This is a genomic window from Candidatus Babeliales bacterium, from assembly GCA_036260945.1.
In the GTDB taxonomy this organism is placed as follows: Bacteria; Babelota; Babeliae; order Babelales; family JACPOV01; genus JACPOV01.
The window spans coordinates 55,607-71,834 of the sequence record DATALT010000002.1 but is presented as its reverse complement, the minus strand read 5'-3'; the positions used below and the strand labels follow the sequence as shown (position 1 = coordinate 71,834).

Below are 16,228 nucleotides of genomic sequence, written 5' to 3'. Positions count from 1 at the left end.
TACTCGCAAGTTTAAATTTAAATGCAAACAAATAGAGGAGATTCTGTGAAAACAATAAAATACTTTGTATGTGCTCTTTCAATGGTTACGCGACACACCTACACAATGGACATTGAAACGCAACGCCAAGCTATTCTTCAATCGATTAAATCAAATCCAACGTTTAAACGAGAAGTTTGCTCCTATCTAGCTAAAGGATTTACAAATCAGTTCAACAACAGAATAGAACTAACAAATGACGGAGAGCTCGTATTGCATGGAAAACAAAAAAGAATACTATGCGATTTGAAAAATGAAGATGAATATTTGCACGAAATCTCTTCATTAAAGAGTAAGCCAGCGCGCGAGTACGACGAAGTAAAATTTCTTTACTGAACCGAAAGCGATTCATTTCTATAAAACGTCAGTTTTTAATGGATCGCTCGTTACGAAAACAAATTCGGATATATAACAACAATTATTTGAAGCGAAATTTACTATGAAAAAAATAATATTTTTGAGCGTATTGTCTTGCGCAATCAATTCTGCATTCACAATGGATGATTCTTTGCAACGCACTGGTCTGCATATCGGCCAAACGATACAGATCATAACACAAATTCATTCCATCGAAGGAACAATCGTTCATATCGAGGATTTAAAACTGTTTATTAAAGATACAAATTTTCTTAATAATCCCGATATTCCATGCCATGTGATTGATCTGACAAATACCAAAGTAAAAAAAACAGGTGATAATTCTTTTCGCTTTGAACCTAATCAAAATTAAGGTTTTGCAAAAGAAATAACCGAATAGTTAACTGCAGCCAGTGAACATCTTGCAATTCTCCAATTAATTCTGCTTATAATGAAAAGAAAAAAAATGGAGAACAATGAAGCACATCGACATTCCTGCAGATGTTCCCCAGTCTGCAGCAGATGAATATATAAAGAACTATCGGGCAATAACGCGAGATACCAACAGATTATTTCTCTTTTCTGGCGACCAAAAGATAGAACATTTAAACGAATATTTTTATGGGCCAGAAATTTCAGAGGAAGATAATGATCCGCTGCATCTTTTGAAAATAGCGGATGCAGGATTTGTGGGTGCATTTGCGACGCATCTTGGATTAATAGCGCGGTACGGAAAAAAATTTCCTCACATCAATTACATTGCAAAATTGAATGCAAAAACAAATTTAGTTTCGCCAAAAGATCATGATCCTTTTAGTGAACAACTTTTTTCAGTTACGGACGTTCTTAAAATAAAACAATCCACCAATTTACCAATTCGCGGCATCGGCTACACGATTTATCCTGGCAGTGAATTTGAAGGCCGCATGCTGCAATCGGCAGCTCAAGTAATACTGCAAGCGCATGAATACGGACTCATTGCGATTCTATGGGTTTATCCTCGCGGATCAACCATAAAAAATGAACATGATGGCAACCTGATTATAGGCGCAAGCGGGCTCGGATTAAGTTTGGGAGCCGATTTCGCAAAAATTTTGATACCCGAAAAAACTGATGAAAAAAGTTCACTCGATTGGCTGAAATTGGCGGTGCAAGCGGCCGGAAATACTAAGATCATTCTTGCTGGTGGTGATTCAATTACTGAAAAAAAGTTTATAGAGCAAACGTATGAGCAAATTCATCAAGCAGGAACCGCAGGATGTGCAATCGGTAGAAATATTCACCAAAAACCACTGCATGAAGCGATCGCATTCACAAAGGCACTCGCAGCGATTATTTATGAAAACAAGCCAGTAGATCAAGCAGTGAAGATGTTAGTCTAACGATCTATCTTGATCCGATGTAGATCTAAATGTTGTGGGTCGAGAAAAAAAGCTTTGTGCATGATCTCGCATCGGCTGAAATTCATAGCGTGCAATAGTGCGCGAAGAACAATGCAAATAGTAAACACACAATGCTCCAGTAACACCGCCTAAGAAACACAAAAGAAACGCGTAGCGATACGGAAGCACTTCAACGGTTTGCGTTTTACTGAGCATATTCTGGCCATATCCAAGCATCTTAGCCACCCACTCGCGCGCATTTTCTGCACCCGTATAAACCGTTGCGCCCCAGCTATCACTTTGATCGGTAGGAGTAGCATTCGATTGAAATAGGCTCAACATACAAAAAGACAGGCTCACTATAACGAATAATTTTTTCATACTTTTTTCCTACCTTCGTGGCGCGACCTGCATCGCTTGCAGATCGATCTTAAACTCCTGATTTACTATAGCGCGCATCGTACTATCAGTTCAAGAAAAAACTGTTTCCATAACTTGCTATAAAATGCAATCACCGTCCGAAAACTTTATTCCCGGAATGTTGGTACTTGCAGTAAAGTAACTTAACGCGGCATAGGCACTTTCAGCTTTATCAACCCGAGCACCCTGCACAACATTTTTATGGACCTTTTCTATTAATTGCAAAAATGTTTTGTCATCGTTTCTTTCGATCATTTCAAACTTGCGCTTTTCTTTTTTGCCGTTCGTTGTCATCTGAAATAATGGTGGATCATCTGCCCAAGATGCAACATCTCTCTGCACTGAAGTGATCAAACTAAACGAAATCTTTTCATGCTTCATGAGGTGAGATACTCTTTCTGGCGACGCATAACAAGATTCTATACCAACGGTCGATCGGGGAAATTGATTGTTTAAATAGCAGAGTAAAGAGGTCATTCGTTCCTGCACAAGCCCACAAAGAATTGGAAATTCCGATTTCTCAGAATTTCCGTGCCCATTTAAATGGAATATGAAATGGGAAGTTTCATCCAGTTTTTGCGAAAAAAGTAGACAGTGCATTTCACGTGCCCAATTCATGGAGTTGCTCGGAACTGATAAGAGCGCTTCAGGCCTATCAATAAGGGCAAATTTTTCTCTTTTCACAATACGATTTTTCTCAAGATGTGCAGGCTCTAAATAATAAAGACCGAGTTTGGTATCATAAAAACGCCATTTATTCTTATCAAAAGCGATTAATGAACCATAATCATCTTTTATTTTCTCTTCACACTCAAGCCAGTATTTTGCCGCCTCCTTATTATTTTCTTCAAACCAATACTTAGCCCCTAATTTTTGAGCACTTTTTTTTTGCAAACCCAAAAAAACTTTCCACAACATATAGGAAATAAAAATATGGGATTCTGCTTTTCGCTTGAGCAAACGTTGAAAATCGGTCTGCAGCGGATCGATACTTGTGCACCCAGTCGTATCCCGCATGTTATTAAGAAAATTAATGCGAATTATCGAATCGGAATCGTGCGTGGATAAATCATGAACCGCGCCTGGGTTTTCCATCGCATAATGGTCGAAAGAAAAGAAAATAAGTATTGCGCAAAAAATCCCTATCATGGCGATCAAATGCTCCTATTTTTTTCATACTGAAAACATTGCAGATTAAGTTTTACTGCAATTTAAAAAAAAAGAAAGAAGAGAATCGAGCCTTGACGCGCCATTAACAATCGTGGAATCTTGATAATCAGCGCTGGCATGTTATAGCATGGTATTAAGATCGAAAAAAGGGGGAAATCATGCGTTTGACCAAGAATTGTATTTTTTTATGCTGCAGTATTTTATTTCATTCGATTATGAATGCAGGACCCTACCAATTTCGCAGAATAATATTGCTCAACGACAAAAATAAAATTATTAAAAGCATTGATTTGATTTCTGATATTCATGCACCAAGCACGCTTCAAGAAATCGTAAAAAGACCTTCTCGCAGAGGCGCTACCTTACTTAAGCTTGCTGAAACAACCGCTTTCACAACTTCAGAGCGAGGATTGTTAATTACTTTGAGAAAACTTGCGCAAAAAAATAGCAAAATCGATTTACTATGGGAGTTGCTGGACTCACCAACAGAAAAATCGCCGAGCGAATTACAATGGATGTATTACGGCGGCTTACAGTTAAGTGAAGAATTTTCGCCAAGAAAAAATCGTTCCATTATTTTTCAAAATGCGGATTCATATCGAAAACCTCTTGCAATCGCTAATGATCTTACCTTACTAAACCCGGGACACTACTCCACCAATTATTTAAATGATAACCCTTCTTTAGGAAAAATCCCGTTATTCCAACTTTCGAAATATCTTAAGAAACTCATAGATCCTGAAATGTCACCCGTTGTTCAAGATTTGAAAAAAATAAAAGAGTCACCCTTTAGTAATATGTACGATGTATTAATCCAACTATGGGAACGAGCAGTTAAAAATGTGCTCACACCTCTAAATATTTTTTTGCAGTATCTTCTTTCTCAAAATCCATCTATAACCATCAACGAGGCCAGATCAAAAATTACAAACAATAAAGATCTTTTTACAAAATTCATGAGATTAATAGCTAATTATGATCGTATTACAGATATTGAAATACTCATTAAGCTTTTCGCTTCAGCTAACGACCACACAATTATATACGCAGGGGGCTGGCATATTGATACTGTTGCCTCTCAATTATTGAACATTAAATCAGGAATCGTTCCTCTTGAGCTCATTAATATCGGGACATCATGGGAAGATCGTAAAGGAACAGGATACCCAGTGCTTGATGCTGCAGGCTGGTCCTATTTAGAAGAATCGCCTCAGACATCATACAATAGATATAAGCAGCGCGGTCATTCTTTAATAAATCTTGCAGATAAAAAAATTTGGGATCAATTTTCTTCTTTAAATCATGAAATAAGTAAAGCACAAGAAAAGAACGATCAGGAAATATACAAACAATTAGATGATTTCTATAAAGTAGCAAAAAAAAGCTATATCGATTTTATTAACACACGCGATACTAAAATGAATACGCTGCTTGTGGCTGCTGTCGAAAAAAATTTATTTAAATCAGCAAGCTTTCTCATCAGGCATGGTGCGCGAGTTAATATTCAGAATGATGAGGGAAATACCCCATTGCATTATGCGCGATCTGCAGAAATTGCGCAGATGCTTCTCGAGCATGGAGCAAAAACTGATACCAAAAATGCAGAAGGCCTAACACCGCTTTTGCGCGCCGAGAAACAGTCCAATAATGGTGTCATTGAAATAATAAAAAAATTTGCAGAAGAAAAATTAAAAAAGAAAAGAACCAGCAGAATTAAATCTGAGAACGAACCGTTTAAAGAATCGAAACAAGAGATTCCGGAAGCTTCCGGATGTGAAATTCCTGAATCTAAAGTCTAAATTTAGCAAATGCCGGCAATTGGAAGCGTGGCCGATTTTTTAAAAAACCATATTTCAAAATTGATCGAGGAATTTGTATGCCTGAGTTACCAGAGCTTGAAGCGTTTAAATGGTATGTAAAAGAGCATTGTCTCAATAAAGTTATCTCACAAGTAACGAGCACCGATGCGAGAGTTATCAAGGCGATATCTCTTACGACGTTTAAAAAAGATATCGTACATAATAAATTTAGTAATGCAGATAGGCGCGGAAAATATCTTATTATCTCTCTGAGCCCCTCTGAAAAAAAATTGGTTATTCATTTTGCATTAACCGGCTCTTTAGAGTTCATCAAAAAAAAAGATCTAAAAACACGCTTTTCGGCAGTTTCATTTATTTTTAAGGATCATTCCGTTTTGCATTTCAAGAGTGTGCGAAAATTTGAAAAAATCTGGCTTGTAGATAACACTGATCAGATTAAAGGAATAACACAACTGGGCCCTGATGCCTTAAATTTATCAAATAAAGACTTTACTCAGATTGCGCTCGCTAAAAAAAAGAAAAATGTAAAAAGTTTTTTAATGGACCAAAAATTGATCGCTGGCATCGGGAATGAATATACGGATGAAATATTATTTCAATCAAATATTGATCCGCATCACAGAGTGGGAGATTTATCAGAGGCTCAGCTAAAAACAATATATAAAGAAATGCGTAAGATTCTATTGTACGCGATTAAGCTGCGCATCAAAAACATAAAAAAATCTGTGCACGATCTCTTTTCTGACGAAAGCAGCAAAAGATTTAAGTCATCGTATTTACAATCGCATCGCCATATCGATATGATTTGCCCTAAAAATAGAAATCATAAACTTAAGAAAACATCGATTGCGGGAAGATCAACCTATTATTGTCCAAAGGATCAAGTCTGACCCTCATTATGCAAATTTCATAAACCCATCTCTTGCATCGCGCGATCATTCCTCAAGCATGCTCCCTTTTTTTAAATAAAATACAGTACGCGTATCAAGATGAGCTCTAGGACGCTGAACCCTAAGTGCGATCCAAAAGATTAAAAATTTACGCTCCAAGCAAACCAAAATGTAACGATATACTCCATACCAAAAACTTTTGGGCTGTGATCAAAGCCATAGGAAATATAAAAAAGAATCCTATTTGATATATCATCGATCAAAAATTTATATTTATAAACGGCATACCAACTACTTCTTAAGTAATTTTCTTTTTTTACGACTTCATCAAAACGAGGTGTAGAAAAACCTCCAAAATGTGATACGAGAGCATAACCCATCATAAGAGCATGCTTTTTTTTCAATTTTCCTTCGTATGCAAGAAGAATATCCCCAACATTGCCAAGGCTGAACGTGTAAGTATTTCCTAAAATATCTTTACCTTTCGCAGGCACGAAATAGATGTAACGGGCCCCAAATAGCAAAGAATTCTGTTTATGGAACTTATATGACCCGTCAAGCGTCGTCCCTAGGCCAAACTGTGCATAGCCAAATGAGGGGTGCAGATATCGTAAAAGTTTGTGGGTTGGGACTCCCAATAAGCCTGATGCTGTTATGACAGTTTTTTTATTAGGAAAAAAATTTCTGCCAAAAGTAAAAAGAATGTCATCAGTTTGAATATCATTAAACGTTTTCCTGTTTAGTGCTTTTTCATGTACATAGGAAACTGCAAAATCGGTACGGAATGAATAGGGAGAAAAATTATAGTTAAATGAACCGAGCCCACCAATAAAATTGCGCATAATGCCATTATATCTTTTGTCATATTCATCAAAAGGGAGCGCTAAAAGGTTGTATTTTTTTCCCATGGTTTCTTCATCAATTTCTGTGATAAGTTGTGCAATCCGAAAGTTATATACCATAGAAATTGATGATAAATCGGTGAATTTTAGGAGACACAGAAGGAATAGAATGCGATCAAAATGCGGTGCGTAACTCACTTTTTTTCTAGCCTCATTAATATTTAGTTATTTTATCCCCATAAAACTTCGGCTTTGAATGCCAAGATGAATGAAGAAAATGTTTGCTGGATTGATATCAGGAACCACTATACTTTCCTTGAATGCAAAAATGAAGTCTCCGGGCAGAATTCCTAGTTACTGCACTGACTACGAAAAACGAAATTATACTTTGGCAATCCGAATTGAGCAAAATTAAAATCACTTTCATTAAGCAACTAGTTATTTTCTTAATTGTAAAGCAATTGTCCAGCAATCAACTAAACCAAGATCTAAAAACGGAATTTGATCAGATTTTTGACAATGTTAGAAATCTGATAGAAAAAAAATAATTTTTTTGCGTATTAAAAAAAGAGCCGGCTTTTACACCGGCTCTTAAAATTATCTAAGAAAAAAGTCTTAGTACATGCCTCCCATGCCGCCCATTCCTGGAGCGCCATGGCCATGGCCGCCTGCAGCCTCTTTTTTCTCTTCTGGGATTTCTGAAATAATCGCTTCGGTTGTTAAAAGCAAACCAGAAATAGATGCTGCATTTTGCAATGCAGTACGAGTTACTTTTGCTGGATCGATAATACCAGTTGTGATCATATCAACGAACTCACCAGATTTTGCATCAAATCCAATAGTGCCTGATTCAGCCTTAACGCGATTAACAATCACTGATGCTTCGTGCCCTGCATTTGAAGAAATAATTCTCAACGGTTCTTCAAGCGAACGGAACACTATTTGAGCACCAAGTCTTTCATCGCCTTCAAGCTTGAGCGCAGATACAACGCCTTGTGCACGAAGTAATGCAACGCCGCCACCCGCAACGATTCCCTCTTCAACTGCCGCACGAGTTGCGCTCAATGCGTCTTCGATGCGATCTTTTTTCTCTTTCATTTCAGTTTCGGTTGCTGCACCAACTTTGATAATTGCAACACCGCCAGCAAGTTTTGCTAGGCGTTCTTGCAATTTTTCGCGATCGTAATCTGAAGTCGTTGCTTCAGCTTGCGCACGAATTTGAGCAACGCGTCCCTTAATCGCTTGCGCATCACCTTTACCTTCAACAATTGTGCAATTGTCTTTGGTAATGATCACTTTTTTTGCGCGACCAAGATCGGCTACCGTTACCGATTCAAGTTTCAAACCTATATCTTCTGAAATCAATTTGCCGCCAGTTAATATTGCGATATCTTCAAGCATCGCTTTGCGACGATCACCAAATCCTGGCGCTTTAACCGCTGAAACAGTTAACGTACCACGCAATTTGTTTACTACTAACGTAGCAAGCGCTTCGCCTTCAACATCTTCTGCAATAATTAAGAGCGAACGACCAGATTTTGCAACTTGCTCAAGCATTGGGAGCATGCTCTTCATGCTTGAAATTTTCTTTTCGTAGAGCAAAATCATTGGATCGTTCAGAACCGCTTCCATTTTTTCTGCATCGGTAATCAAATAAGGCGAAATATAGCCGCGGTCGAATTGCATACCTTCAACCACTTCAAGTTCGCTTTCCATACCTTTTGCCTCTTCAACGGTAATTACACCATCGCGGCCAACTTTTTCCATTGCTTGCGCAATTTGTTGACCAATTTCAGCATCAGCTGCAGAAACGGTTGCTACTTGCTCGATCTCTTTTTTTGAATTTACTTTTTTAGATTGCGATTTGATGAACTCGACAGCTGCAGTTACCGCTTTATCGATACCACGCTTAAGCTCCATCGGATTCGCACCGGCAGTAACAAATTTGTTACCTTCGCGGAATATCGCTTGCGCTAAAACAGTTGCCGTAGTGGTACCATCACCCGCAACGTCCGCTGTTTTGCTTGCAACTTCACGCACCATCTGTGCGCCCATATTTTCTATTTTATCTTGCAATTCGATCTCTTTAGCGACCGTTACACCGTCTTTGGTGATTGAAGGAGCACCGAACGATTTTTCAAACGCAACGTTACGTCCACGGGGCCCGAGGGTCACTTTTACTGCATCGGCAAGCGTATCAACACCTTTGCGAATTTTTTCGCGTGCTTCAACGCCAAATACGATTATTTTTGCCATTCTAATTACTCCTAGAACAAACCGGCATGATCTTATAAGTTAGATCCAACCACGCCTAAAATTTCATCTTCTTTAACAATGAGATATTCGTTACCAGCTTCTGTGCCTGCGTATTTTGGAACAAAAACAATGTCGTTCGCTTTAACAGTCATCGGAAGATTTTTGCCTTCACTGGTTGTTTTTCCTGGCCCTACTTTTACCACTTTGTAGGTTTGTGCTTTTTCCTTAGCAACTTCCGGGATATAAAGCCCACCAGCTGTTTTTTCTTCTACTTCTAGCCTTTTAAGCAGAACTCGATCTGCCAAAGGAGTCAGTTTATCGTACATAAGGCCTCCTTAAAGAATGTATGCCATTTTTTAGAGAAATTCTTTCAAAAACAGGGAGAACTTTCTATCTAAAAAAACTCCCTGTTTCCAGTATACTTAAAAGCCTTTGCTTTGCAATATTTACATCAAAGCACTCAACTTTTATACCACAAACGGTGTATATCTTGGATAAAATCTATGGGCAAACAGCTCTAGAATCCGGTACCGCTTAGAAGCCCTAAATACCTGCTTTTGCCTGATCCATTGCCGCACGCACCCGCTCAGGGGTTGGCTGCACTAAACCGATAATATTATTGCCCGGGTCTTTTATACGAGCAATATATGCATACTCAAGATCGGTAGGCGGAGTTACGAACGTAATTTTTTCTTTAAATTCTTCATAAAATTTGGCGACATCGTCAACGTGAAGAACCAACCCACTATAATGATCAGGAAGCTCCTCATCAACTTGATAGAGAAATAACTTTACGCCCTGCAAATCAAATTCCGCCCATTTTGCCGGAACTTGAAAGGTTAAAGGAATTCCCAACATCGAATAAAAAGCGATTCCTGCATCAAGTTTATTGTGCATCAAACTTACCATAGATACACGGAGATTAAAATTCATAATAACTTCCTGCATAGTACTGTACAGCACAAAAAAAGTGAGCCACACAGACCTCATGTGCATAGACGTATCAACGACTTGAAATATCTAGCTTTCTGAGGATAGAATAACATGTATCGTCATAGTATAAGCACGATCAAAAAAGGAGTCACGTTTTGCCAGGAGCCACGATGAATCGATCAAAAATAAAAATATTTCCTTCGCTCATAAGCGCAGATCTTCTTAATCTGAGGCATGAAATTGATCAAGTCGCCCCGCACTGCGATGGCTTCCATATCGATGTGATGGATGGTGTTTTTGTACCAAATCTTACTTGGGGATTTCCTTTTATTGCAGCAATTCTGGGCTCTACCAGCAAACCACTTTTCATCCATCTAATGGTAATAGAGCCTGAATCATTTGCTCGCCGCCTTGACCTTTCTGCAAATTGCACCGTTTCTTTTCACATCGAAGCGGTTAGCGCTCCCGAAATTTTGATCAATTATTTAAGAACTAAGCATTGGCGAGTAAGCATCGCTCTCAAACCATCGACAGATGTGCAAAAATTGGCTCCCTACATAGCGCTCGTCGATGAAGTGCTCTTGATGTCGGTAGAGCCCGGTTTTTCTGGGCAACAATTTTTACAAAGCTCCATTTCACGATTGAAAGAACTCGTTACTTTACGTACACAACAAAAACTTAGTTTTAGCATCGGCATGGATGGCGGCTTAAATGCAAATAATCTCCCAGAGCTTTTTAAAAATGGATTAGATAGCGCAGCAATCGCCTCTGCCATTTTTTCTCACCGCGACAGAATCGATGCACTCAAAAAATTATACGAGTGCGTGAAATAAAAATTATCGCGCGCCGTTCTTTTTTAGATAATCTCTGATGCGCGGCGAAAGAGCATATGCAACTGATGATTGCCTATCTAAATCTCTCGCATTAATAAAACGTTCATAATCGATTGAATCTCGCCCCATTCCAGCCAAAGTCCGCTCAACAAGTATTTTTATCATATTAAGAGAAAGTTCATCGTCTGCACTACGAAATGCTGCAAGTAATAATGGCGTAAAGCCATTGAGTTCGGTGCGATGATTTATGAATCGATTGAAGGTGCGACGATCGTTTCCTAAAAACTCTTTTTCCATAGAAAGAAGCGTTTTAAACGTCTCTAAATGGCGCCGGGCGATTGCCAAATGCAAAGACGTGCGACCATGCACATCAGCGTTATTTAAAACGAGACTAAACCATAGCGGATCTTCTTGGCGCTCGCCTTCTCTTCCTGGTGTTGCTACACGCGCCGTATCAGTTTTAAAAAGCTTGTGCGCATTGCTTAAAATAATCCGAACATACTCGGCATTACCATCAGCCGAAGCGTTCATAAGCGCTGTCCAGCCGCCTTCATCACGCGCCGTCAATACAAACAGAAATGCTTGATAATTCTCTGGATACCTTTCAGCAAGCATTTGGAAAAACTCTTCCATATCTTGCTCGTGCCCATCATGAGACGCATAATGCAAAAACTTTAATCCCAAGGTTTTTAAATCTTTAGTCAATGGGTCTTGAGGCTCGACATCGTCTCGAGCTCCGTATTGCAATAAAAGCCAGCGATCGCGGGGCGCGATGCTCAAGAGAATAGCGCTTCTGCCAAACGAACCTCGAGCATTAAGAACATCGTTATAATATTCAGTACCTACACCCAGCACTTGTGCAGCAGCTTTCAAAATCGCCTCAATTATTTCAGATGCACTATCATAAGTGGCAGCCATCAATGGAGTCCAACCCAAATGGCGATCACGATTATTAAGTATTTCAAAAAACGATTTCTTATCGTTTTTAAAAAGTTCCACGAATCGCTTAAGCAGCAATCGCGCTTCATCAATTTGACGGCGCTCTGCAGCAAGGTGCAGCGCAGTTCGTCCATGAACATCCTGATAATTTACAATCTTGAGAAGCGAAGCGGTGTCATTTCCTAATACTTTTTGAAACGCATCCATAAAAATATTAAGACGCGAAGGATCGCCGATTTCTACCGCATGCATAAATGGGGTCCATCCACTTGCATCTGGAAGGGTCATTAATTTGACAAATTCTGCAGGATTTCTCCTGCCACGCGCGACCGCTTCGTCAATAAGTTTTTGCAAGATGGCGGGATCCTTCTTGTGCACAGCTTCTACAAATTGCTGATTGATTCTTATCTGTTCTTGGGGAGTCAGTGTAGGCGCCATTGCCCCGAAATTCGGTTGAGGCACCTGAGAGCTCTCGTAATAATTACTATAGGCCGGTACATCTTGCACATAGGGCCTCTGCACCAACTGCCACCCGGTACCTTCAGGGCCCTGCTCCATTTCAACAACGCCATCTACCGAACCGCCCAGCAAAAAAATTACCATGAGAAATTTATTTAAACTCTTTTTCATCGCTCCCCCCTGAAAACTGCTCCATTGCCTCTAGCATACAGAAAGGATAATCGAGTAAACAAGCATCCTCAATAATAATTGAGCGATCGCTTACTATCTGCTATAATTTTATTTTATCATTCATTTGCAAATACAAACAAAAATGTGATCATTTTTAGTGGAGTTTTTTCTTTTATGCGCGTTCTCTCTGTAGTTTTTATCTGCCTATTCAGTACCATAAAAGCAGGCTCTTGCGCTGAACTGACTGTATTACCAAAAACGTTTCTCAAAGGCATTGCCCTTTCTGCCTACCAAAACGGGGGCGATATTTATGGCAAAAGCAATTGGTCACATTTTGAACAGCAAAAAAGTTTATTAGGAAAATCTACCATAAACCGAAATCAGCGATGTGGATCTGCTGCCGATTTTTGGAATCGCGCTTTGGACGATATTCAGCTCATTAAAAACCTGGGATGCAATGCCGTTCGTTTTTCTATAGAGTGGGCTGTCATTGAGCCGGAACAGGGAGTTTTTAATGAAGAAATGCTCAACTGGTATGAACAATATATCGATGCACTTATTGCTGCAGACATCGTGCCGACTATCACGCTGCATCATTTTGTTCACCCACAGTGGTTTGATGAAATTGGCGGGTTTCAAAAAGAGCAAAACTTAGAATATTTCCTCAGATTTTCAAAATTAGTGTTCAAGAGATTAAGCGCCAAAGTGCCAATTTGGTATACGATTAACGAACCGACGGTTTACAGTTTTATGGGCTTTATTCTTGGTATGCACTCACCCGGAAAAGTAATGAATTTTAACGCAGCGGGAACCGTACTCAAAAATCTTTTAACGGCACACTGCCGCGTCTACAAAGCGCTGAAGAAAATGCCAAACGGAGCTTCAACGCAAATTGGGATTGTGCATCAAATATTGCATGCTCATGCCTATTCAAATTGGTCGCCATTTGGCCGATTTACCGCTTGGTTTTTAAATTTCTGCGCGGCTCACAAACAAACTAAAAAGTTTCTTCAAACAGGTATCTTTGAATACAAAATTCCTGGAATTGTCGATATCTATGCAGAACTTCCAGGAGCACCGCGATGTTATGATTTTATTGGTATCAATTATTATTCACGCCTAATTGTTGGAAATAAGGGGCCAACCTGTATGCCCGGCGAAATAATGACCGATATGGAATATGCTTTGTATCCCGATGGCATCTATGACGCGATTACCGATATGGCATCGTTGGGAGTACCAATTTATATAACCGAAAATGGCATTCCTGATGCAAAAGACCAGCATCGCGCACTATTTATAGAATTGTATACCCAAAAAATCTACGAAGCTATGAAAGATGGCTTTGATGTCCGAGGATATTTTTATTGGACCCTTATGGATAACTATGAATGGGATCGCGGTTTTGATCAAAAGTTTGGCCTTTATAAGGTTGATTTTGCGACCAAGGAACGATCATTGCGAAATGGCAGCTTGAGCTTTATTAATTCATTTCTTCCGTCTTGATTCAGCCCTTATTTTTACCCTGCTATAAAAATTGACACAATTGTCAAATAGAAAATATATTGCTATAATTATTATAGTAATTAATCTTATTTGAGGCAAAAAACAGTATGAAGTTATATTCTATTATTCTATCGTTATCGGCTTTTTTTCTTTTTTGTTTTCAAGCAAAGATTGAGGCAGCACTAGGGCCAGATTCCAAACAAGAAAAGTCCCCAAAGAAAGTTAAGCTGTATGGGTATGAAGACCAGTACGGATTTGAAGAAATGATAGCAGATCTCAAGAATGCACAACCAAACGATATTATTTTCATTAATCAGTTTATCCTCTCAAATACGGATTATCTTAAAGCTTTAGAACAAGCTGTTTTGAATGGCGCTACTGTTCAGGCAATTATTAATTCCACAACGCAATCGATAGAACTTGGTCGTGATTTACAAAAAAAAGGGATACAAGTTTTTGTTTTAAATCCGAAGCTGGGCCAATCACTGCATACCAAATCTACTGGATCTGTTGGTAAGTTCCTTTATGACGGGTCAGCAAACGCAACCCATCAGGCTTATTCAGGAAATAAAGAAACTGTTATGCGAATCATTAGTCAAGAGATTATCGAATCAGCGTTTAACTCGCATAAGGCGTTAATAAAAAAATCTATTCCGCTCGAAAAATTTGACCAAGCGGTACTTTCCCCAACTAAACTGCCGCGCTCGCCAATCAAGCCTCCGCTTGTTGAGACCCCAAAAAAACCAACACGAATCACCAGTTTAGACACAAACATTCGGCGCACACTCAAAAGACGGATAGAAAATACACAAGATGAAGATTTATGGATCAATCTTTATGGCATCGATCAAAAAGATATGGAAGCAGTGATCGAGCAAAAACATCAAAATATTAAAGTATTATGTGTTAATTTTCACAATCTTGCTAATCCAGAAACAAAAAAATTTCTGATAAAGCTTAGACGAAACGATGTTCCTGTTTATATATATAACGTTGATGGGAAAGAGAAATTTGCCAATAAATATCCGCTCATTAATCACCAGAAAATAATAATTCGTGGCAATTTAGTAATGACTGGATCAGAAAATCCAACCGAAAAAAATAGCCGCGATATTAACCAGTTTACATTTTTCCCAGATGCAGAACTTGCCAAAGAGCTGAGAAATCAAATAGAAGCAATTGCTGCTGAATCTACAGCAATTGAAGATATAAAAACCCTTGAAGCAGAGTTTAGAGATTGGTACATAAAAAAGAGCCTGGATCGTTTTGAGCACCGAACCAATTTTGATAATATTTCCCCCAAATATGAGTACTTACATTATAAAGTACTCAACACCATAGCACAAAACATTGAAGCGCTGGGCTCGAATCACCCAGCTTATGAATATCTGAAAGCGCGTATCGCTACCCTAAAACAAAAAATCAAAGATGCTGCACTCAAATCTGCACAACCGGATTTTCAGGATCCTTTCCCTACCTTGCCTTCATAAGTTATTGACTTGACGTTGCCCCCAAGACTAGATTCATTTTTGTCTAAAATGTTTTTCTAAAAAACAAGGAGTCGGCGTGAGAAGATTTATTATGGAATTTCTCGGTACGTTTTTCTTTATTCTTACTATTGCGTTAACGAACAATCCTTTTGCTATTGCATCAATGCTAATGGCTTGGGTGTATATTGGCGCATTTGTTTCTGGAGCGCATTACAACCCGATGGTTTCTCTTGCTATCGCGATGAGAAGACGCCTTTCTTGGGACGATTTACCAACATATATGGTAGCGCAAATAGCCGGCGGCTTTGCTGCATTTGCTGCTGCTGCTTTTCTACATGGACACATCACCATCCCAGCTCCTGGCGCTGAGGTAACTATGATGCAAGCATTTGTAGTGGAAATACTTTTAGCATTTGCGCTCGCATTAGTTATCCTCTTTGTTGCAACTTCTGAAAAGTATAGCGGAAACGATATTTTTGGACTGGCAATCGGATTCACTATTCCAGCACTTGCTTATTTGGGCGGGCCGATTTCTGGTGGTCTTTTCAATCCAGCCATTGCACTTGGTGCAGCTCTTTATGGTCTCGTTTCAGGAGTACACGTTTCATATCATCATCTTGCCATGTATCTTGGCGGCGCATTCATTGGCGGCGCATTGGCTGCACATGCTTTCGATTACTTTACTGAAGAATAATTTTTTCACTATAAAAAATAATTAAGT

At 39.0% G+C, this 16,228-nt stretch carries 16 protein-coding genes; 9 read left to right on the top strand and 7 right to left on the bottom strand.

All coding sequences use genetic code 11. The annotated features are described in order from the left end of the window. Positions 1-45 precede the first annotated feature (45 nt). The 3 genes from VHO47_00815 (at position 46) to VHO47_00805 (ending at position 1,778) form a co-directional block, all read left to right on the top strand. On the top strand, positions 46-375 hold the full coding sequence (locus VHO47_00815) for a hypothetical protein (GenBank protein ID HEX2977652.1): 330 nt from the start codon (positions 46-48) through the stop codon (positions 373-375). Between the two features lie 103 nt (positions 376-478). Continuing rightward, entirely contained in the window at positions 479-769 is a 291-nt protein-coding gene (locus tag VHO47_00810; GenBank protein HEX2977651.1) for a hypothetical protein, read from the top strand. A gap of 103 nt (positions 770-872) precedes the next feature. Then, entirely contained in the window at positions 873-1,778 is a 906-nt protein-coding gene (locus VHO47_00805; GenBank protein HEX2977650.1) for a hypothetical protein, read from the top strand. Here the strand turns inward: VHO47_00805 and VHO47_00800 are convergent. Continuing rightward, positions 1,770-2,159, bottom strand: coding sequence for a hypothetical protein (locus tag VHO47_00800; GenBank protein ID HEX2977649.1), 390 nt, complete (start codon positions 2,157-2,159; stop codon positions 1,770-1,772). The two genes, VHO47_00805 and VHO47_00800, sit on opposite strands and share 9 nt — an antisense overlap. Positions 2,160-2,276: 117 nt before the next feature. Next, positions 2,277-3,356 (bottom strand): hypothetical protein, encoded by a 1,080-nt coding sequence (locus VHO47_00795; GenBank protein HEX2977648.1) that lies wholly within the window; start codon positions 3,354-3,356, stop codon positions 2,277-2,279. Between the two features lie 170 nt (positions 3,357-3,526). Between VHO47_00795 and VHO47_00790 the strand changes: the two genes are divergently transcribed. After that, positions 3,527-5,167 (top strand): ankyrin repeat domain-containing protein, encoded by a 1,641-nt coding sequence (locus VHO47_00790; protein ID HEX2977647.1) that lies wholly within the window; start codon positions 3,527-3,529, stop codon positions 5,165-5,167. A gap of 77 nt (positions 5,168-5,244) precedes the next feature. Further along, complete coding sequence (locus VHO47_00785) at positions 5,245-6,078, top strand: DNA-formamidopyrimidine glycosylase family protein (protein HEX2977646.1); 834 nt, start codon at positions 5,245-5,247, stop codon at positions 6,076-6,078. 140 nt (positions 6,079-6,218) lie between these two features. Here VHO47_00785 and VHO47_00780 read toward each other — a convergent pair whose 3' ends face one another. The 4 genes from VHO47_00780 to VHO47_00765 all read right to left on the bottom strand — a co-directional run bounded on the left by VHO47_00780 (position 6,219) and on the right by VHO47_00765 (position 10,109). After that, positions 6,219-7,040: a hypothetical protein gene (locus VHO47_00780; GenBank protein ID HEX2977645.1), complete on the bottom strand. Its 822-nt coding sequence runs from the start codon at positions 7,038-7,040 to the stop codon at positions 6,219-6,221. Between the two features lie 495 nt (positions 7,041-7,535). Continuing rightward, a complete protein-coding gene (gene groL, locus VHO47_00775) occupies positions 7,536-9,176 on the bottom strand; it encodes a chaperonin GroEL (protein HEX2977644.1) in 1,641 nt (546 codons plus the stop codon). A 32-nt stretch (positions 9,177-9,208) separates the two neighbouring features. Then, a complete protein-coding gene (locus VHO47_00770; protein ID HEX2977643.1) occupies positions 9,209-9,502 on the bottom strand; it encodes a co-chaperone GroES in 294 nt (97 codons plus the stop codon). 217 nt (positions 9,503-9,719) lie between these two features. Next, positions 9,720-10,109: a VOC family protein gene (locus VHO47_00765; GenBank protein ID HEX2977642.1), complete on the bottom strand. Its 390-nt coding sequence runs from the start codon at positions 10,107-10,109 to the stop codon at positions 9,720-9,722. Positions 10,110-10,279: 170 nt separating this feature from the next. Between VHO47_00765 and VHO47_00760 the strand changes: the two genes are divergently transcribed. After that, the gene (locus VHO47_00760; GenBank protein ID HEX2977641.1) at positions 10,280-10,942 is read left to right on the top strand and encodes a ribulose-phosphate 3-epimerase; all 663 of its coding nucleotides are present in this window, start codon (positions 10,280-10,282) and stop codon (positions 10,940-10,942) included. 3 nt (positions 10,943-10,945) lie between these two features. On the opposite strand, the gene VHO47_00755 is transcribed toward VHO47_00760, so the two are convergent. Beyond that, complete coding sequence (locus tag VHO47_00755) at positions 10,946-12,511, bottom strand: ankyrin repeat domain-containing protein (protein ID HEX2977640.1); 1,566 nt, start codon at positions 12,509-12,511, stop codon at positions 10,946-10,948. Positions 12,512-12,685: 174 nt separating this feature from the next. Between VHO47_00755 and VHO47_00750 the strand changes: the two genes are divergently transcribed. From VHO47_00750 to VHO47_00740, 3 genes are all read left to right on the top strand, one after another. After that, positions 12,686-14,017, top strand: coding sequence for a family 1 glycosylhydrolase (locus tag VHO47_00750; protein HEX2977639.1), 1,332 nt, complete (start codon positions 12,686-12,688; stop codon positions 14,015-14,017). Between the two features lie 107 nt (positions 14,018-14,124). Then, a complete protein-coding gene (locus VHO47_00745) occupies positions 14,125-15,507 on the top strand; it encodes a phospholipase D-like domain-containing protein (protein ID HEX2977638.1) in 1,383 nt (460 codons plus the stop codon). 76 nt (positions 15,508-15,583) lie between these two features. Next, entirely contained in the window at positions 15,584-16,201 is a 618-nt protein-coding gene (locus VHO47_00740; GenBank protein HEX2977637.1) for an aquaporin, read from the top strand. Positions 16,202-16,228 lie beyond the last annotated feature (27 nt).